Consider the following 12,917-nt stretch of genomic DNA (forward strand, 5'->3'; position numbering starts at 1 on the left):
AGGGTTGGAACCGTCAAGGTTGATTCTTCATTTTTGTGCCTCAGCCATGAGCTCAAGCTTGGTTTATGACGTTGAGGCAATGATGAAGGGCCTATACCACATTGCGATGATTGCGGTTAAAAAGTCAGATACTCCAGAACATTTAGGGGCGATTAACGAAGGAGGACACTTGTTCCTAGCGATAATCATAACAATCAAGACATTGTTATTTACGTAGTACACCGTGCCGGAAATTAAGCTTGTGTTATTCAACCAAGAACTGATTTTTGGTTGAATACCTTTGGTTTATTAAGTGTGCATTGTTGCTAATGCGCTAATTTCCTAAGACTCTGCTCTGCCTTACTCTAAGGGGATGGAGTAGCTGTTCTTTATCTCTTTAACCGAGATATTGGAGTGCAAGGCACTTACACCGTTTACTCTTCGCAATTGGCTGATGCGTTCGTATTATTCATCTAAGTCTTTGGCAATTACTTGCACCATGTAATCAGCCCCACCTGCGATGCAATGGCACAGTGGGATCCACTCGGTGGCTGATACAAATTCTTCGAAGTTATCGGTGTTTTCAACATCATGACTACCTAGTGAAACTAAGGTAAAGCCTACCATGCTAAAGCCCAGTTTTTTGCGATTAAGCACTGCGGTGTATTCACTGATGTAATTGGCTTCTTCGAGTCTTTTCCAGCGCCGCCAACAAGGTGTTTCACTTAAGTTAACCTTTTCAGACAGCTTACTATTGCTAATGCGACCTTCACGTTGAATATGCTTCAGGATCGCAATATCGGTATCATCAAGCATCTCTTGGGTGTTTTCTTGTCTGCTCATGTTTAATTTTAAAATATTCTGCCTTTAATGGGGTGTATTTTAACGCATAAAGCAAAGTTCTTCCTGCATAAGCAAATAAACTATTCATCTCGCTATTAAAACTATGCTGAATATCGAATTTGTGTGGAGTGGATGTTTATGAGTGTTCAAATTGCAGTCGCTTTTTTGTTGTTTGCTACATCCATGTCTATTACACCTGGAGCTGGTAATTTAGCTATATTGGGCATATCCAATCGCTTTGGGTTTGCTGCAGCTTTGCCATTTATTGCAGGCACCTCATTCGGAGTGCTGATTGTATTTGCGGGCACCAGTGCAGGGCTAATTAGCTTACTTACCGCCAATCCTGAGTTATATAGCGCTCTCAAATACTTGGGAGCAGCTTACTTATTGTATATTGCTTGGGGCATCAGCCAGCATAGTGTGGCCGAGCAAGATAGAGTAGAGCATTCAGCGGGGTTGGGGCTGGTGCCCTAATTCAGGTGTTGAACCCAAAAGCTTGGATTGCTGCCATGACCGTCTTTTCGCAATTTACCGATGTGTCGGGAAACTACCTATTGCAGGTGAGTGTTATCATCGTAGCTTTTTTAGTTGTCACAACTTTGTGTACCATGGTGTGGGCCTACTTTGGCGCGGCGCTAAAACGCTTACTAAAATCCTCTTCGCAAATGCTGATTGTTAATCGCTGCTTAGGGCTTACTTTGGCGGCAACAGTGGTATTTATGTTGAGCCAAGGTCATTAATTTAACAGGTTCTATTGCTTCGAGCGCTTAATGCTCAGCGTATTTCCAGTGGCTAATTGCTTGAATGTGTTCAGGATGAATACCACAGCAACCCCCTATGATGGTGGCTCCAAGCTGGTGCCACTGTTTTACAAACTCTAGGTACTCTTCAGCCGATACAGCATTAGTTTGATTTAATGAGTTATTGGCTTTATGACCCGCTTGAATGGGACCAAAGCTATTGGCATAAGCGCCTATTTCTAACTCTTTTCCGAACGCTTTACTTAGCGCCTTAGTCTGCTTTATTGCCTCGGCCATAACCTCAGGAATAGAACAGTTAAATAGCATACCATCAGCGCCGGTATCGCAAACTTGTTTTATTGTGTCAGCAAGTAACTCGCCAGACCTTAGGCTTGCCTGCTCATTGGGGACGTCTTGTAGGGTGAAAGAGTAGTACTTTTTCTTAGTGCTGTTTTTAAGTGCCTGTTGAATAGTACTAAACTCCTCAATGCTAGAAATTGTTTCGGCAATCCACATATCTACATGGGGTTCTTGAGCTGCTACCAAAGTGTCGAGTATGCCCATTGCTTGCTTTGGTTCAAACAGATCGGGTCGATAACTGCCTAGTACCGGTGGGATGGCCCCAGCAACCGTAATCGGGCGCTGGCTGTTGCTTATAGCACGCTTTGCTACAGAGTTTGCGATCTTAGCCGCTAGTTGCGCAAGTACTGCCCCTTGGCGTTCGAATAATTCCTGACCTAGATGAAAAGGCACACAAGCGTAGCTGTTTACAGTAATTATTTCGGCGCCCGCATCTATAAAGTTTTGATGAGCTTGGCGTACTAAGGAAGGTGATTCGATCAGTGCTTGAGCACTCCATAAAGGTTGTGAAAAAGGCGCTCCCATTCTTTTAAGTTCTCGGCCCATTCCACCATCTAACACCGCTACATGTTTACTCATTACTTCTATACCACCACTACGCATTACCCTAATTACCATAAATGAGTCTAATTCAGATAAAGCAACTAAATAATGAAAGTTTTTCATGTTGATGAAGCAGGCTTTACCTCTAAGAGCTGTTCGATTAAAAGCTCCGAATTATAAGTCGTTGTGCTTTAGTCTAAGCATCGCTTAAGGATAGAATCCTTTAGAAAAATGAAGGCAGCCATTTCGTGGAATCTCTTGTAGCTTTCAATTTTAGCAAGCTTAGCGCGGCCGAAAATTCCGCTTAACAGTGAAATTACTTATAGTTTTGGTGTCAGAGTCGAACTTTTATCTATATTTTTCAATTTCTTATTGGTTTTTGGTTTTTGGTTTAGGGTGAAAATAACAATTTTTGCTATGTTTGAGCGTCATGCTTTAGTGTCAAAAATCTCTTTTTTAAAACTCTTTCTAAATCAGTTTGTCTAGGGGGATTGCTCGCCAGTTAACCGCAGCATTGCTTTTTTCTCTAAATATAGAGCCCAGCTCCATTCAATTCGTACATTGTTAATAAACGAAACGCATGCGAATGAATGCTTAGCGATTCCAATTCGTTGGTTTCAACTTACAAAATAATTTTCAGTCCAATCGAGTAATAAAGGTTTGCTCGTCATCCACAAAAGCGACAAAGCCGCCGTGGTAGATAAACACTCGTCCGCGTCCTTCAACTAGGCAAGCAAGCTGTGGGTTTAAATCGTCTTCGTTATATTGGCTTTGAAAAGTGCCAGTATCGGTGATAATGCCGCTGAACGTAGGCAAATATCCATGGGTGCGTTTGGCTTGGTCAATCAGGCTCAGCTCGCTGGCAGTAGAGAAGCATGAGGGAATCGCACCCGCTTCTTCGATAAACAGTGTTTTCAGTTCTTCAAAAGCTGTAATCACCAGCCAGTCGATGCCGTTAACATGATGGATAAACATAGAGTTTCTCGGTAGTTCTGATGCTGTGATTTTATCACTATCAGGGGAAGAGCGTAGTAGAGATTTAGTTGCTAAAGGCGGTAACTCTGTAACATTTCCGGAGATTCACTAGGTCAACTTGAAACACGCTTTTTCCCCAAAGTCTGTTAGTGCATCAATATTTACCTTGGAACAATTAACAGCAAAAAGCATCAATGTTTAATGTCTGATTATGTGTTTTGGGTCACCTACTCCTGTGGTTCTAGCTGAGGCAAACCACGACGAAGTCAAAGCCCCATTTATGTAAACTGAATTTAAACAGTTTTATTGATTGTCTTAAGGAACCAGACCTTCTCTGCCTTAACGGTGGAAGTTTCATGCTTCTGTGTATTAATAGTTGATGTTCTTCATATAGTTAAGCTGTATCGTGTGTTATTAATAGGTTTGTTAAGTGCCAATGTGCACTATTCAAAGGTTAGCTACAGCGGTTCTAATATGAGTATTGATCAGCATTCAAGTAAATTAGCATATTCTATTGGTTGGATATTTCTATCCATAATAGCTGTAGGGGTTTCCTTCTTTTGGTTTTTTAGCGCTTGTTATTGGAGTTGTAATGGTGGCGGGGGAGTTGAGTCAGCGCTTTTTTCAATTAGTCTATTTGCTATGTGTGCGTTTGTTTTGAAAGCGTGCTTCCATCTAGTATCAATAATAATACTTAAATATAAAAAATCGTAACAATTTGTGGCCGACAAGAGCGTTAATTTGCCCATAGCAAGTCGGTTGGAATGGTTAATGCGGCCGATGATTTAAAAGTTACTCCATCAATTCTCCACGCGATTATGTCCAAAAGTGAGTTAGACTCTTTGTATCCTTCTTTTACCCTAACTTCTATCTATTTGTGAAGTACGTCCCTAAATATGGGGTGTAGTTTCAAAGTAGCGGAAAGAATTCCAATGAAACTGAAACCTACAATAAGTCACTGATTTAGATAAATCCTTGCTTCATTGCTCATGCTGTATATACTAACAGTGTGCTGTATAAACTTACAGGTAGACTATGAAGCCCTTAACACCCCGTCAAACAGAAGTATTTGAATTAATTCGTCGTCATATTTCCGAAACGGGTATGCCGCCAACCCGTGCAGAGATCGCTAAAGAATTAGGCTTTCGTTCCGCTAATGCGGCAGAAGAGCACCTAAGAGCACTTGCTAAGAAAGGGGCTATTGAGATGATCCCTGGTGCTTCGCGCGGTATTCGCATTAGTGAAGAGTATTTGCCAGCTAGCGCTAATGAGCCTGTAGCCGAAGACTTAGAACCCGGTTTACCTTTAATTGGCCAAGTGGCTGCAGGCGAGCCTATTTTGGCGCAGGAGCATGTAGAGTCGCACTATGCAGTAGATGCTAACTTATTTAATCCTCATGCTGATTATTTACTGCGGGTGCAGGGAATGAGTATGAAAGACATCGGCATTATGGATGGTGACTTGTTAGCGGTGCACAAAACCAATGATGTTCATAATGGGCAAGTGGTGGTGGCACGTTTAGAAGACGATGTTACGGTTAAGCGTTTTGAACGCGACGGTAAAATGGTTTACTTGCACCCAGAGAATGAAGAGCTCTCAACTATTGAAGTTGATTTAGAGTATCAAAGCATCGAAATCGAAGGCTTGGCGGTAGGTATTATTCGCACTGCCGATTGGATGTAAGCCTTACATAGCAATAAGTTCCGCCCTTTTTAAGCCCAAATCAGCCCGATTTGGGCTTTTGTCGTTAGCATCACATCTTTTGTGTTTACCCATAAAAATCTCAACAATATATTTACATTTCTTTAACTTAGGGGTTAGTTTATAAGCAGTAGCTTGTATTTAGCTGTTGCTGTCTACTACTTTTGGGGTGGGGGATTTCCCTTTTTCTGCAGCTACTTTCCTAGTTTGGAGAGTTGTTGTCGTTGGCTACTAGCAAAGGAGAGCGCTGTGGGCCGATGGATTCAGCTAATAATGCTGACATTCTTTTCGTCGCAAGTATTTGCGCAAGAAATGTCATTCAACTTACGTCCGGGTGTTACCGCCATTAGTGAGCAGGTTTATGGCCTGCACATGACAATTTTTTATATTTGTTGTGCTATTGGGGTGCTGGTGTTTGGCGCCATGTTCTGGGCTATTTTTCATCATCGCAAGTCTAAAGGAGCCAAGCCGGCTCAATTTCATGAAAGTACCAAAGTAGAAATTATTTGGACCATCGTTCCTTTCATTATATTGATAGGGATGGCGATTCCTGCCACTAAAACCCTGCTGGCCATGGAAGATCCTTCCGATGCCGATATCACGATTCAAGTAACAGGTTCCCAGTGGAAGTGGTATTACAAATACTTTGACCGTGAACTGGAATTCTACAGTGTGCTGGCATCTGATATGGATGAAGTTAACGGCAAGCTGGAAAAACGCAAAAACTACTTGCTTGAGGTAGACCGACCGCTGGTATTGCCCATCGATAAAAAAGTGCGCTTTTTGATGACTTCGGAAGATGTTATCCACTCCTGGTGGGTACCTGATTTTGCAGTTAAGAAAGACGCCAACCCCGGCTTTATTAATGAGGCTTGGACCATCATTGATAAACCCGGCATTTACCGCGGCCAGTGTGCTGAGTTATGTGGTAAGGACCACGGCTTTATGCCGATTGTGGTTATCGCTAAAACGCAGGCCGATTACGATGTTTGGTTAGCCGAGGAAGAAGCCGCTTATCAAGCCAAACAAGCCCAAGAGTTAGAGCTGGTTGCTATGACTATGGAGCAAGACGAACTGATGTCGCTGGGCAAAAAAGTCTACGACAAAAGCTGTGCAGCTTGCCACCAAGTTAACGGTGAAGGCTTACCAGGTGTGTTCCCTGGCTTGAAAGACAGCCCAATCGCTATTGGTGATGTGGGCAAACATATTGAAGTAGTTGTGAATGGTGTACCGGGCACTGCGATGCAAGCCTTTGGTAAACAGCTAGGTTTAAAAGAGCTGGCTGCCGTAATTACTTACGAGCGTAACGCTTGGGGTAATGATACCGGTGAATTAGTGCAGGCCAAGGATGTTGTGGCCGTGCAAAACGCAGCGCAGTAGGGAGAGAGATAATGAGCACGATTAGTGACGTTCATGCTGACCATGATGAGCAGCATCACGGTGCCCCGCGCGGTTTAATGCGTTGGGTATTAACCACTAACCATAAAGACATTGGTTCAATGTATTTGTGGTTTAGTTTTGCCATGTTTATTACCGGTGGTGCGATGGCGATGGTGATCCGCGCCGAGCTGTTCCAACCAGGTTTACAGTTAGTTGAGCCTAACTTTTTCAATCAAATGACCACCATGCACGGCTTAATCATGGTGTTTGGTGCAGTGATGCCTGCCTTTACCGGTTTGGCTAACTGGCTGATTCCGATGATGATTGGCGCGCCAGATATGGCCTTGCCACGCATGAATAACTGGAGCTTTTGGATTTTACCTTTTGCTTTCACCATGCTGTTAGCTTCGTTGTTTATGGAAGGCGGTGGCCCTAACTTTGGTTGGACTTTCTACGCGCCGCTTTCTACTAACTACAGCCCAGACAGTACCGCTTTGTTTGTATTCTCGGTGCATATTATGGGGATTAGTTCGATTATGGGGGCGATCAATGTAATTGTTACCATTATGAACTTACGTGCACCCGGCATGACCTACATGAAGTTACCGCTATTTGTGTGGACTTGGTTTATTACCGCATTTTTGTTGATTGCTGTGATGCCGGTATTAGCGGGTGCAGTGACCATGGTGCTTACAGATAAGTATTTTGGCACGTCGTTTTTTGATGCCGCCGGCGGGGGAGACCCTGTGCTGTTCCAGCACATATTCTGGTTCTTTGGTCACCCCGAAGTTTACATTATGATTTTGCCGTCTTTCGGCATTATCTCGGCGATTGTTCCTGCTTTCTCTCGTAAAAGATTGTTTGGTTATGCCTCGATGGTTTACGCCACTGCATCTATTGCTGGTTTAAGCTTCATTGTGTGGGCGCACCATATGTTTACTACTGGTATGCCTGTGGCAGCTGAGTTGTTCTTCATGTTTTGTACCATGCTTATCTCGGTACCTACAGGGGTGAAGGTATTTAACTGGGTGGCCACCATGTGGCGCGGTTCAATGACCTTTGAAACGCCGATGTTATTCGCACTGGCCTTTATTGTGCTGTTCACCATTGGTGGTTTCTCGGGATTGATGTTGGCGATTACGCCGGTGGATTTCCAATATCACGATACCTATTTTGTGGTGGCACACTTCCACTATGTACTGGTAACAGGTGCGGTATTCTCGATTATGGCCGCTGCTTATTATTGGCTACCTAAGTGGACCGGTAATATGTACGACGAAGGCCTGGGTCGGCTGCATTTCTGGTGTTCGCTTATCTCGGTAAATGTGTTGTTCTTCCCTATGCACTTTTTAGGCTTAGGTGGTATGCCACGGCGTATTCCAGACTATGCGCTGCAGTTTGCCGATGTTAACGCCATTGTGAGTATTGGTGGTTTTGCCTTTGGTTTATCGCAATTCATCTTCTTGTATATGGTGATTAAGTGTATTCGAAGCGGTGAACCTGCTCCGGCTAAACCTTGGGAAGGCGCAGAGGGCTTAGAATGGGATGCATTGCCATCGCCAGCGCCTTACCACAGTTTCTCTACACCGCCGGAGATTAAATAATATGCTTGGCCATGGCCGTTTAGTCACAAAGCTGCTGCTTGTAGTAGTGGCTATGTTCGGCTTTGGTTACGCCTTGGTGCCGCTGTATGACGTATTTTGTCAGGTTACCGGCATTAACGGCAAAACAGCTACAGAAGCCAGTGAAATAAGCCTTGTTACCGACCAACAGCGCACCGTAACAGTGGAGTTTATTAGCTATGTGCCGCAAGGGCTAAATTGGAAGTTTGGTCCTAAGGTTAACCAAGTAAAAGTCCATCCAGGTGAGACACTACAGGTTGATTTTAGTGCTAGTAACCTTACTCCCAAACGTGGCACGGTGCAGGCGGTTCCCTCGGTTAGCCCTGGTTTGGTGGCCAATCATCTAAAAAAAGTCAGCTGTTTTTGTTTTGAGCAGCAAACCTTAGCTCCGGGTCAACAGCAAGACATGCCATTGTTCTTCTATGTAGATCCTGAGTTACCTAAAGATATAAATACCTTAACTTTGGCTTACACCTTATTTGCCGTAGAGGGCGAGCCGATTGAATCTGAAACTGCACAAGTAAGTGCCGATGGAGAGGTGAGCAATGACGCAGCCTTATGAGAAGTATTACGTTCCTGCGCAAAGTATATGGCCAATTGTTGGCGCGGTGGGTTTATTCCTAATCGCCATGGGCGCAGGTTTTTCTGTTCAACAAATGGGCAGTGAACAAAGCTACGGCCTTTGGATATTGTCATGTGGCTTTGTGGTAATTGTTACCATGATGTTTGGCTGGTTTGGCAATGTTATCCAGGAGAGTATGGATGGCTTATATAGCGCCCAAATGGATCGCTCTTTTCGCCAAGGCATGAGTTGGTTCATTTTCTCTGAGGTGATGTTCTTTGGTGCATTCTTCGGAGCGTTATTCTACGCCAGGATGATTGCTGTGCCTTGGTTGGGGGGCGCAGGTAACAATGAAATGACTGGGGCGGTGTTATGGCCAGAATTTACTGCCATGTGGCCGCTAGTTGAAACACCCGGCGGTACAACAACCCAAGCGATGGGCTGGTTCGGCTTGCCACTGTTGAATACCGTAATACTGGTGATTTCGTCAGTGACTTTACACTTTGCTCATGTGAGTTTAGAAAAAGATAAACGTGGGCCACTTAAAATGTGGTTAGCCATTACCTTGGTGTTGGGTTTTGCTTTCTTATTTTTTCAAATTGAAGAATACATTCATGCATATCAGGAATTAGGCTTGCGCCTTGATTCAGGCATTTATGGCAATACCTTTTTCTTACTCACGGGTTTTCACGGCTTACACGTTACTTTAGGCGCTATCATGCTTACGGTGATGTTTTTGCGGGTACTCAAAGGCCACTTCACCGGTAAGAGTCACTTTGCATTTATGGCATCGAGTTGGTATTGGCACTTTGTAGATGTGGTGTGGTTGTGTCTGTTTATTTTTGTCTATGTGCTTTAGTAAGGGCGAGGGTTGGGCTGAATAATGCCCAACGCCATGGCGAGTAAAACCAATAGGATAACCAACACGCTAAAAATTAAGCGTTTACCCAAGTAATGGGTCATTGGTTTTTCTCCGCCCTTTAGCATTACCCGTAAAGCAAACAGCATGTTCACCACCACAAACAGGATTAACGCGGTAATTAGCAGTTTTATGACCATAACTAAGCTCTCTCAACAGGCTGATAAAAAAACAGTTTCTTACCGCTTGATACTGTTTGTTGTGCTTATGGTTGCGCTGATAGGGTTAATGGTCAAGCTTTCCTTGTGGCAATGGCAACGCAGTGAACAAAAACAGCAGTTATTAGATCAATACCAGCAGCAATCAATGCTTGAAACCAGCTTAGAACAGGCCCTTGCTTCGGGTGTACAGCCGTTTCAATTAGTTAGGCTAAGTGAAATCAGAAGCACGGATAAGTTTTTGTGGTTAGACAATAAAGTAAATGAAGGAGTAGTGGGGTACGACGCCTATACCTTAGCAGATACCCCTCAAGGCAATGTATTAGTGCGTCTTGCTTGGCAGCCCGCTGGAACAGATAGGCGTTTGCTACCAGAAGCCATAAGTGCTCAAGAGCTACCTTCGCGCTATCGATTAAGAGAAATAAGCTTGCCAGTGGTACTTAATCAGCAGCACTGGTTAGAAGAGCTGCCGCAGGGATTGCGGGTTCAGCAAATCAATATTGCGGCTTTGTCCGATTATTGGAATCTTGAATTATTGCCTTTTGTGCTAGATAGCCAACTTGAGCATAGTTCTGAACAGCTAGTGTCAATATCGCCGCAAAAGCACCAAGGTTATGCGCTGCAATGGTTGCTAATGGCTTTAGTTGCCGCTGGCTTAACCGTTTATTTTTGCGTGCAAAATAGAAACAAGGAAGGTTTATGAGAAGTCACCAAAAAACCATGTTGTTACTTGCTTCGGTATTTTTAGTGCCGCTTATTTTGGCTTGGGTGGTACTTAAAATGGGTTGGTATGAGCCAGGTGCACTTAGTCATGGGGAGTGGATGGAGCCGCCAAGACAGCTGGAAAACTATCCCATAGGTAAGTGGTCGATTGCTCAGGTTATTGATGGCGACTGCTCGCAAGATTGTTTGCAACAGCTTAGCAAACTCAATAATGCTTGGTTAGCTTTGGGCATCGCCAAACAGCAAACTCAAAAAGTTGCGCTTATTTCCGGCGAACAGCTCAATCAAATAAACGATGGCCTTGAGCAAATGAGGTTGGGACAAGCTAATCAGCAACTGGCCGATTACGATCAACAGTGGTTAGTGATAGACCCAACAGGTTGGGTGATAATGAGCTACCAACCTGCTCAAGGTGATGAGCAGATCAAAGGGCTAATCACCGATTTGAAGCGACTGATTAAAAATTCGCGGTTTCAATAGAGTTTAAGGACAGCATATGCAAAAGGGATTAATTGCCGCTATTTTACTTGCCATTGTTGTCATTGGTTTAGGCGCGTTTACCCGCTTAACTGATGCCGGTTTAGGTTGCCCTGATTGGCCTGGCTGTTATGGGCAGTTAGTGGTTCCACAAAGTGAAGAGCATATTCAACACGCGGCTAGTGCTTATCCTGAGCGGCCGCTAGAAGCGCACAAAGCCTGGAATGAGATGATTCATCGCTACTTTGCTGGTGGCTTAGGTTTGCTAGTGGTGGGACTAGCTGCGTTGGCATTTTGGCAAAAGCAACACCGCTTTTGGGCGCTAGCCTCGGTGCTGCTTATTGGCTTTCAAGCCATATTAGGCATGCTCACGGTGACACTTGGTTTGATGCCCATTGTGGTTATGGGCCACCTATTGGGTGGTTTTTCAATGCTGGCTTTATTGTTTACGTGGTTGATGATTGCAAAACGTCCTTTAGCTAAGCCCCAGCGAAGTGGCCGTTGGTTGTGGCTAGGTTTATTGGTACTAGTTGTGCAAATAGCATTAGGTGGCTGGACATCGGCTAACTACTCGGCCATTTCTTGTCAGGGCTTGCCGCTTTGCCATGAAGAGTGGCTAAGCTCTTATCAGCTGGATGCATTTGATCCGCTGCCGCTTGCTACTGGCAATGATTACGAATTTGGTGTGCTTAGTCATGAACAGCGCAAAACCATTCATGTTACCCATCGTATTTGGGCAGGCGTAACAGCCATTTACTTGTTCATTCTGGCGCTAAGTTACATTCAGCGACGACATAGTGATATGGAGCGAGGGCGTGCCTCTAGGCTGATTTTTATATTGTTTACTCAAGTCGGTTTAGGCGTTGCCAATGTGCTTTGGCAAGTACCCTTGGCGATAGCTGTGGCACATAACTTAGTGGCTGCCATGCTGTTGTTAAGTCTAATAAGTTTAATCTTGGCTCACTATCAGGGTGCGGCCGTAGCAACATTCGTTGAGCAAAAGGAGACGCATTATGGCGAAGTTGAACACGCTTAACCCGCCAAGTTCACTCAACAAAGGCATTAATTGGCGCGCCTTATACAAACTTACCAAACCCAAAGTGGTCGCCCTTATTGTGCTCACTGCGGTGGTAGGAGCATGCTTGGCAACTTCTGGTTTGCCGCCTTGGCAAGCTTTACTAATAGGTAACTTAGGCATCGGTTTAATGGCTGCGGGCGCTGCCGCCTTTAATCACTACATTGATAGTGAAGCAGATGCCGCAATGGCGCGCACTCACAAACGCCCTTTACCCACTGGTGCGATAGCCAATTGGCAGGCCTTGCTATGGGCCTCACTGTTATCGGTGGTGGGTTTTGTCATGCTGTACCGGTGGGTTAATCCACTGACTGCTTGGCTAACTGCAGCTAGCTTAGTTGGGTATGCGGTGATTTATACCCTTTGGCTTAAACGAGCAACGCCGCAAAACATTGTAATTGGCGGCTTAGCAGGTGCTATGCCCCCATTGTTGGGGTGGACGGCAGTAAACAACGCCATATCGGCTGAACCCTTATTGCTAGTAATGCTGATATTCACTTGGACTCCGCCACACTTTTGGGCCTTGGCAATTGCTCGCCGTGAAGATTACGCCAAGGTTAATATTCCAATGCTGCCGGTTACCCACGGTGTGGGCTTTACCAAAAAGTTGATACTTCTTTATTCTCTGCTGCTGTTCGCTGTTGCTTGGCTACCCTTTTTAGTGGGCATGAGTGGGGTGCTTTACCTCGTGTTAAGTTGTGCACTTAACCTGCGTTTTATGCACTTAGCTTGGCGACTGTATAAAGGGGATAACCAGCGTGACGCAATGCGCCTATTTGCCTTTTCGATAGTGTATTTGATGTTGTTGTTTGTTGCCTTGTTGGCAGACCATTGGTTGTTTGCTTTGCTATAAACAGCCC

At 44.6% G+C, this 12,917-nt stretch carries 15 protein-coding genes; 11 read left to right on the top strand and 4 right to left on the bottom strand.

What is annotated here, in order from left to right; all coding sequences use genetic code 11:
- Nucleotides 1-444: 444 nt before the first annotated feature.
- Nucleotides 445-822 carry an Lrp/AsnC family transcriptional regulator gene (locus LQZ07_RS01760; protein ID WP_227981468.1) on the bottom strand — a complete coding sequence of 126 codons (378 nt, stop codon included), beginning with the start codon at nt 820-822 and terminating at the stop codon, nt 445-447.
- 138 nt (nt 823-960) lie between these two features.
- Between LQZ07_RS01760 and LQZ07_RS01765 the strand changes: the two genes are divergently transcribed.
- Together LQZ07_RS01765 and LQZ07_RS01770 are read left to right on the top strand one after the other, a co-directional pair.
- Nucleotides 961-1,296, top strand: a complete 336-nt coding sequence (locus LQZ07_RS01765; protein ID WP_227981467.1) for a LysE family translocator — start codon at nt 961-963, stop codon at nt 1,294-1,296.
- 35 nt (nt 1,297-1,331) lie between these two features.
- Nucleotides 1,332-1,562 (top strand): hypothetical protein, encoded by a 231-nt coding sequence (locus LQZ07_RS01770; protein WP_227981465.1) that lies wholly within the window; start codon nt 1,332-1,334, stop codon nt 1,560-1,562.
- A 27-nt stretch (nt 1,563-1,589) separates the two neighbouring features.
- On the opposite strand, the gene LQZ07_RS01775 is transcribed toward LQZ07_RS01770, so the two are convergent.
- Together LQZ07_RS01775 and LQZ07_RS01780 are read right to left on the bottom strand one after the other, a co-directional pair.
- Nucleotides 1,590-2,588 (bottom strand): homocysteine S-methyltransferase family protein, encoded by a 999-nt coding sequence (locus LQZ07_RS01775; protein ID WP_368666398.1) that lies wholly within the window; start codon nt 2,586-2,588, stop codon nt 1,590-1,592.
- Nucleotides 2,589-3,101: 513 nt separating this feature from the next.
- Nucleotides 3,102-3,440, bottom strand: a complete 339-nt coding sequence (locus tag LQZ07_RS01780; protein ID WP_152783586.1) for a cytosolic protein — start codon at nt 3,438-3,440, stop codon at nt 3,102-3,104.
- Nucleotides 3,441-4,475: 1,035 nt separating this feature from the next.
- On the opposite strand from LQZ07_RS01780, the gene lexA reads away from it, so the two are divergent.
- The 5 genes from lexA (at nt 4,476) to LQZ07_RS01805 (ending at nt 9,564) form a co-directional block, all read left to right on the top strand.
- The gene (lexA, locus tag LQZ07_RS01785; protein WP_016399734.1) at nt 4,476-5,123 is read left to right on the top strand and encodes a transcriptional repressor LexA; all 648 of its coding nucleotides are present in this window, start codon (nt 4,476-4,478) and stop codon (nt 5,121-5,123) included.
- A gap of 330 nt (nt 5,124-5,453) precedes the next feature.
- Nucleotides 5,454-6,521 (top strand): cytochrome c oxidase subunit II, encoded by a 1,068-nt coding sequence (gene coxB / locus LQZ07_RS01790; RefSeq protein ID WP_227981485.1) that lies wholly within the window; start codon nt 5,454-5,456, stop codon nt 6,519-6,521.
- Between the two features lie 11 nt (nt 6,522-6,532).
- Complete coding sequence (gene ctaD / locus LQZ07_RS01795) at nt 6,533-8,125, top strand: cytochrome c oxidase subunit I (protein ID WP_152783584.1); 1,593 nt, start codon at nt 6,533-6,535, stop codon at nt 8,123-8,125.
- A gap of 1 nt (nt 8,126) precedes the next feature.
- Entirely contained in the window at nt 8,127-8,705 is a 579-nt protein-coding gene (locus tag LQZ07_RS01800; RefSeq protein WP_152783582.1) for a cytochrome c oxidase assembly protein, read from the top strand.
- Nucleotides 8,689-9,564 carry a cytochrome c oxidase subunit 3 gene (locus LQZ07_RS01805; RefSeq protein WP_152783580.1) on the top strand — a complete coding sequence of 292 codons (876 nt, stop codon included), beginning with the start codon at nt 8,689-8,691 and terminating at the stop codon, nt 9,562-9,564. Before LQZ07_RS01800 ends, LQZ07_RS01805 begins: the two co-directional genes overlap by 17 nt.
- Here the strand turns inward: LQZ07_RS01805 and LQZ07_RS01810 are convergent.
- Nucleotides 9,561-9,764, bottom strand: a complete 204-nt coding sequence (locus tag LQZ07_RS01810) for a DUF2909 family protein (protein WP_016399728.1) — start codon at nt 9,762-9,764, stop codon at nt 9,561-9,563. The two genes, LQZ07_RS01805 and LQZ07_RS01810, sit on opposite strands and share 4 nt — an antisense overlap.
- Between LQZ07_RS01810 and LQZ07_RS01815 the strand changes: the two genes are divergently transcribed.
- The 4 genes from LQZ07_RS01815 to cyoE are packed head-to-tail and all read left to right on the top strand — an operon-like array spanning nt 9,757 to nt 12,910.
- A complete protein-coding gene (locus LQZ07_RS01815; RefSeq protein WP_194164163.1) occupies nt 9,757-10,485 on the top strand; it encodes an SURF1 family protein in 729 nt (242 codons plus the stop codon). The two genes, LQZ07_RS01810 and LQZ07_RS01815, sit on opposite strands and share 8 nt — an antisense overlap.
- Entirely contained in the window at nt 10,482-10,985 is a 504-nt protein-coding gene (locus tag LQZ07_RS01820) for a hypothetical protein (RefSeq protein WP_152783576.1), read from the top strand. Before LQZ07_RS01815 ends, LQZ07_RS01820 begins: the two co-directional genes overlap by 4 nt.
- A gap of 16 nt (nt 10,986-11,001) precedes the next feature.
- Complete coding sequence (locus tag LQZ07_RS01825) at nt 11,002-12,018, top strand: heme A synthase (protein ID WP_152783574.1); 1,017 nt, start codon at nt 11,002-11,004, stop codon at nt 12,016-12,018.
- Entirely contained in the window at nt 11,996-12,910 is a 915-nt protein-coding gene (gene cyoE, locus LQZ07_RS01830; RefSeq protein WP_152783572.1) for a heme o synthase, read from the top strand. Before LQZ07_RS01825 ends, cyoE begins: the two co-directional genes overlap by 23 nt.
- Nucleotides 12,911-12,917 lie beyond the last annotated feature (7 nt).

Origin of the sequence: Agarivorans sp. B2Z047 (genome assembly GCF_023373605.1) — a bacterium.
Lineage (GTDB): Bacteria > Pseudomonadota > Gammaproteobacteria > Enterobacterales > Celerinatantimonadaceae > Agarivorans > Agarivorans albus.

What these genes read in the sequence shown, in the direction of transcription:
- LQZ07_RS01760 (WP_227981468.1), bottom strand. Translation starts at nt 822, where the DNA reads ATGAGCAGACAAGAAAACACCCAAGAGATGCTTGATGATACCGATATT.
- LQZ07_RS01765 (WP_227981467.1), top strand. Translation starts at nt 961, where the DNA reads ATGAGTGTTCAAATTGCAGTCGCTTTTTTGTTGTTTGCTACATCCATG.
- LQZ07_RS01770 (WP_227981465.1), top strand. Translation starts at nt 1,332, where the DNA reads ATGACCGTCTTTTCGCAATTTACCGATGTGTCGGGAAACTACCTATTG.
- LQZ07_RS01775 (WP_368666398.1), bottom strand. Translation starts at nt 2,588, where the DNA reads ATGAAAAACTTTCATTATTTAGTTGCTTTATCTGAATTAGACTCATTT.
- LQZ07_RS01780 (WP_152783586.1), bottom strand. Translation starts at nt 3,440, where the DNA reads ATGTTTATCCATCATGTTAACGGCATCGACTGGCTGGTGATTACAGCT.
- lexA (WP_016399734.1), top strand. Translation starts at nt 4,476, where the DNA reads ATGAAGCCCTTAACACCCCGTCAAACAGAAGTATTTGAATTAATTCGT.
- coxB (WP_227981485.1), top strand. Translation starts at nt 5,454, where the DNA reads ATGTCATTCAACTTACGTCCGGGTGTTACCGCCATTAGTGAGCAGGTT.
- ctaD (WP_152783584.1), top strand. Translation starts at nt 6,533, where the DNA reads ATGAGCACGATTAGTGACGTTCATGCTGACCATGATGAGCAGCATCAC.
- LQZ07_RS01800 (WP_152783582.1), top strand. Translation starts at nt 8,127, where the DNA reads ATGCTTGGCCATGGCCGTTTAGTCACAAAGCTGCTGCTTGTAGTAGTG.
- LQZ07_RS01805 (WP_152783580.1), top strand. Translation starts at nt 8,689, where the DNA reads ATGACGCAGCCTTATGAGAAGTATTACGTTCCTGCGCAAAGTATATGG.
- LQZ07_RS01815 (WP_194164163.1), top strand. Translation starts at nt 9,757, where the DNA reads ATGACCATAACTAAGCTCTCTCAACAGGCTGATAAAAAAACAGTTTCT.
- LQZ07_RS01810 (WP_016399728.1), bottom strand. Translation starts at nt 9,764, where the DNA reads ATGGTCATAAAACTGCTAATTACCGCGTTAATCCTGTTTGTGGTGGTG.
- LQZ07_RS01820 (WP_152783576.1), top strand. Translation starts at nt 10,482, where the DNA reads ATGAGAAGTCACCAAAAAACCATGTTGTTACTTGCTTCGGTATTTTTA.
- LQZ07_RS01825 (WP_152783574.1), top strand. Translation starts at nt 11,002, where the DNA reads ATGCAAAAGGGATTAATTGCCGCTATTTTACTTGCCATTGTTGTCATT.
- cyoE (WP_152783572.1), top strand. Translation starts at nt 11,996, where the DNA reads ATGGCGAAGTTGAACACGCTTAACCCGCCAAGTTCACTCAACAAAGGC.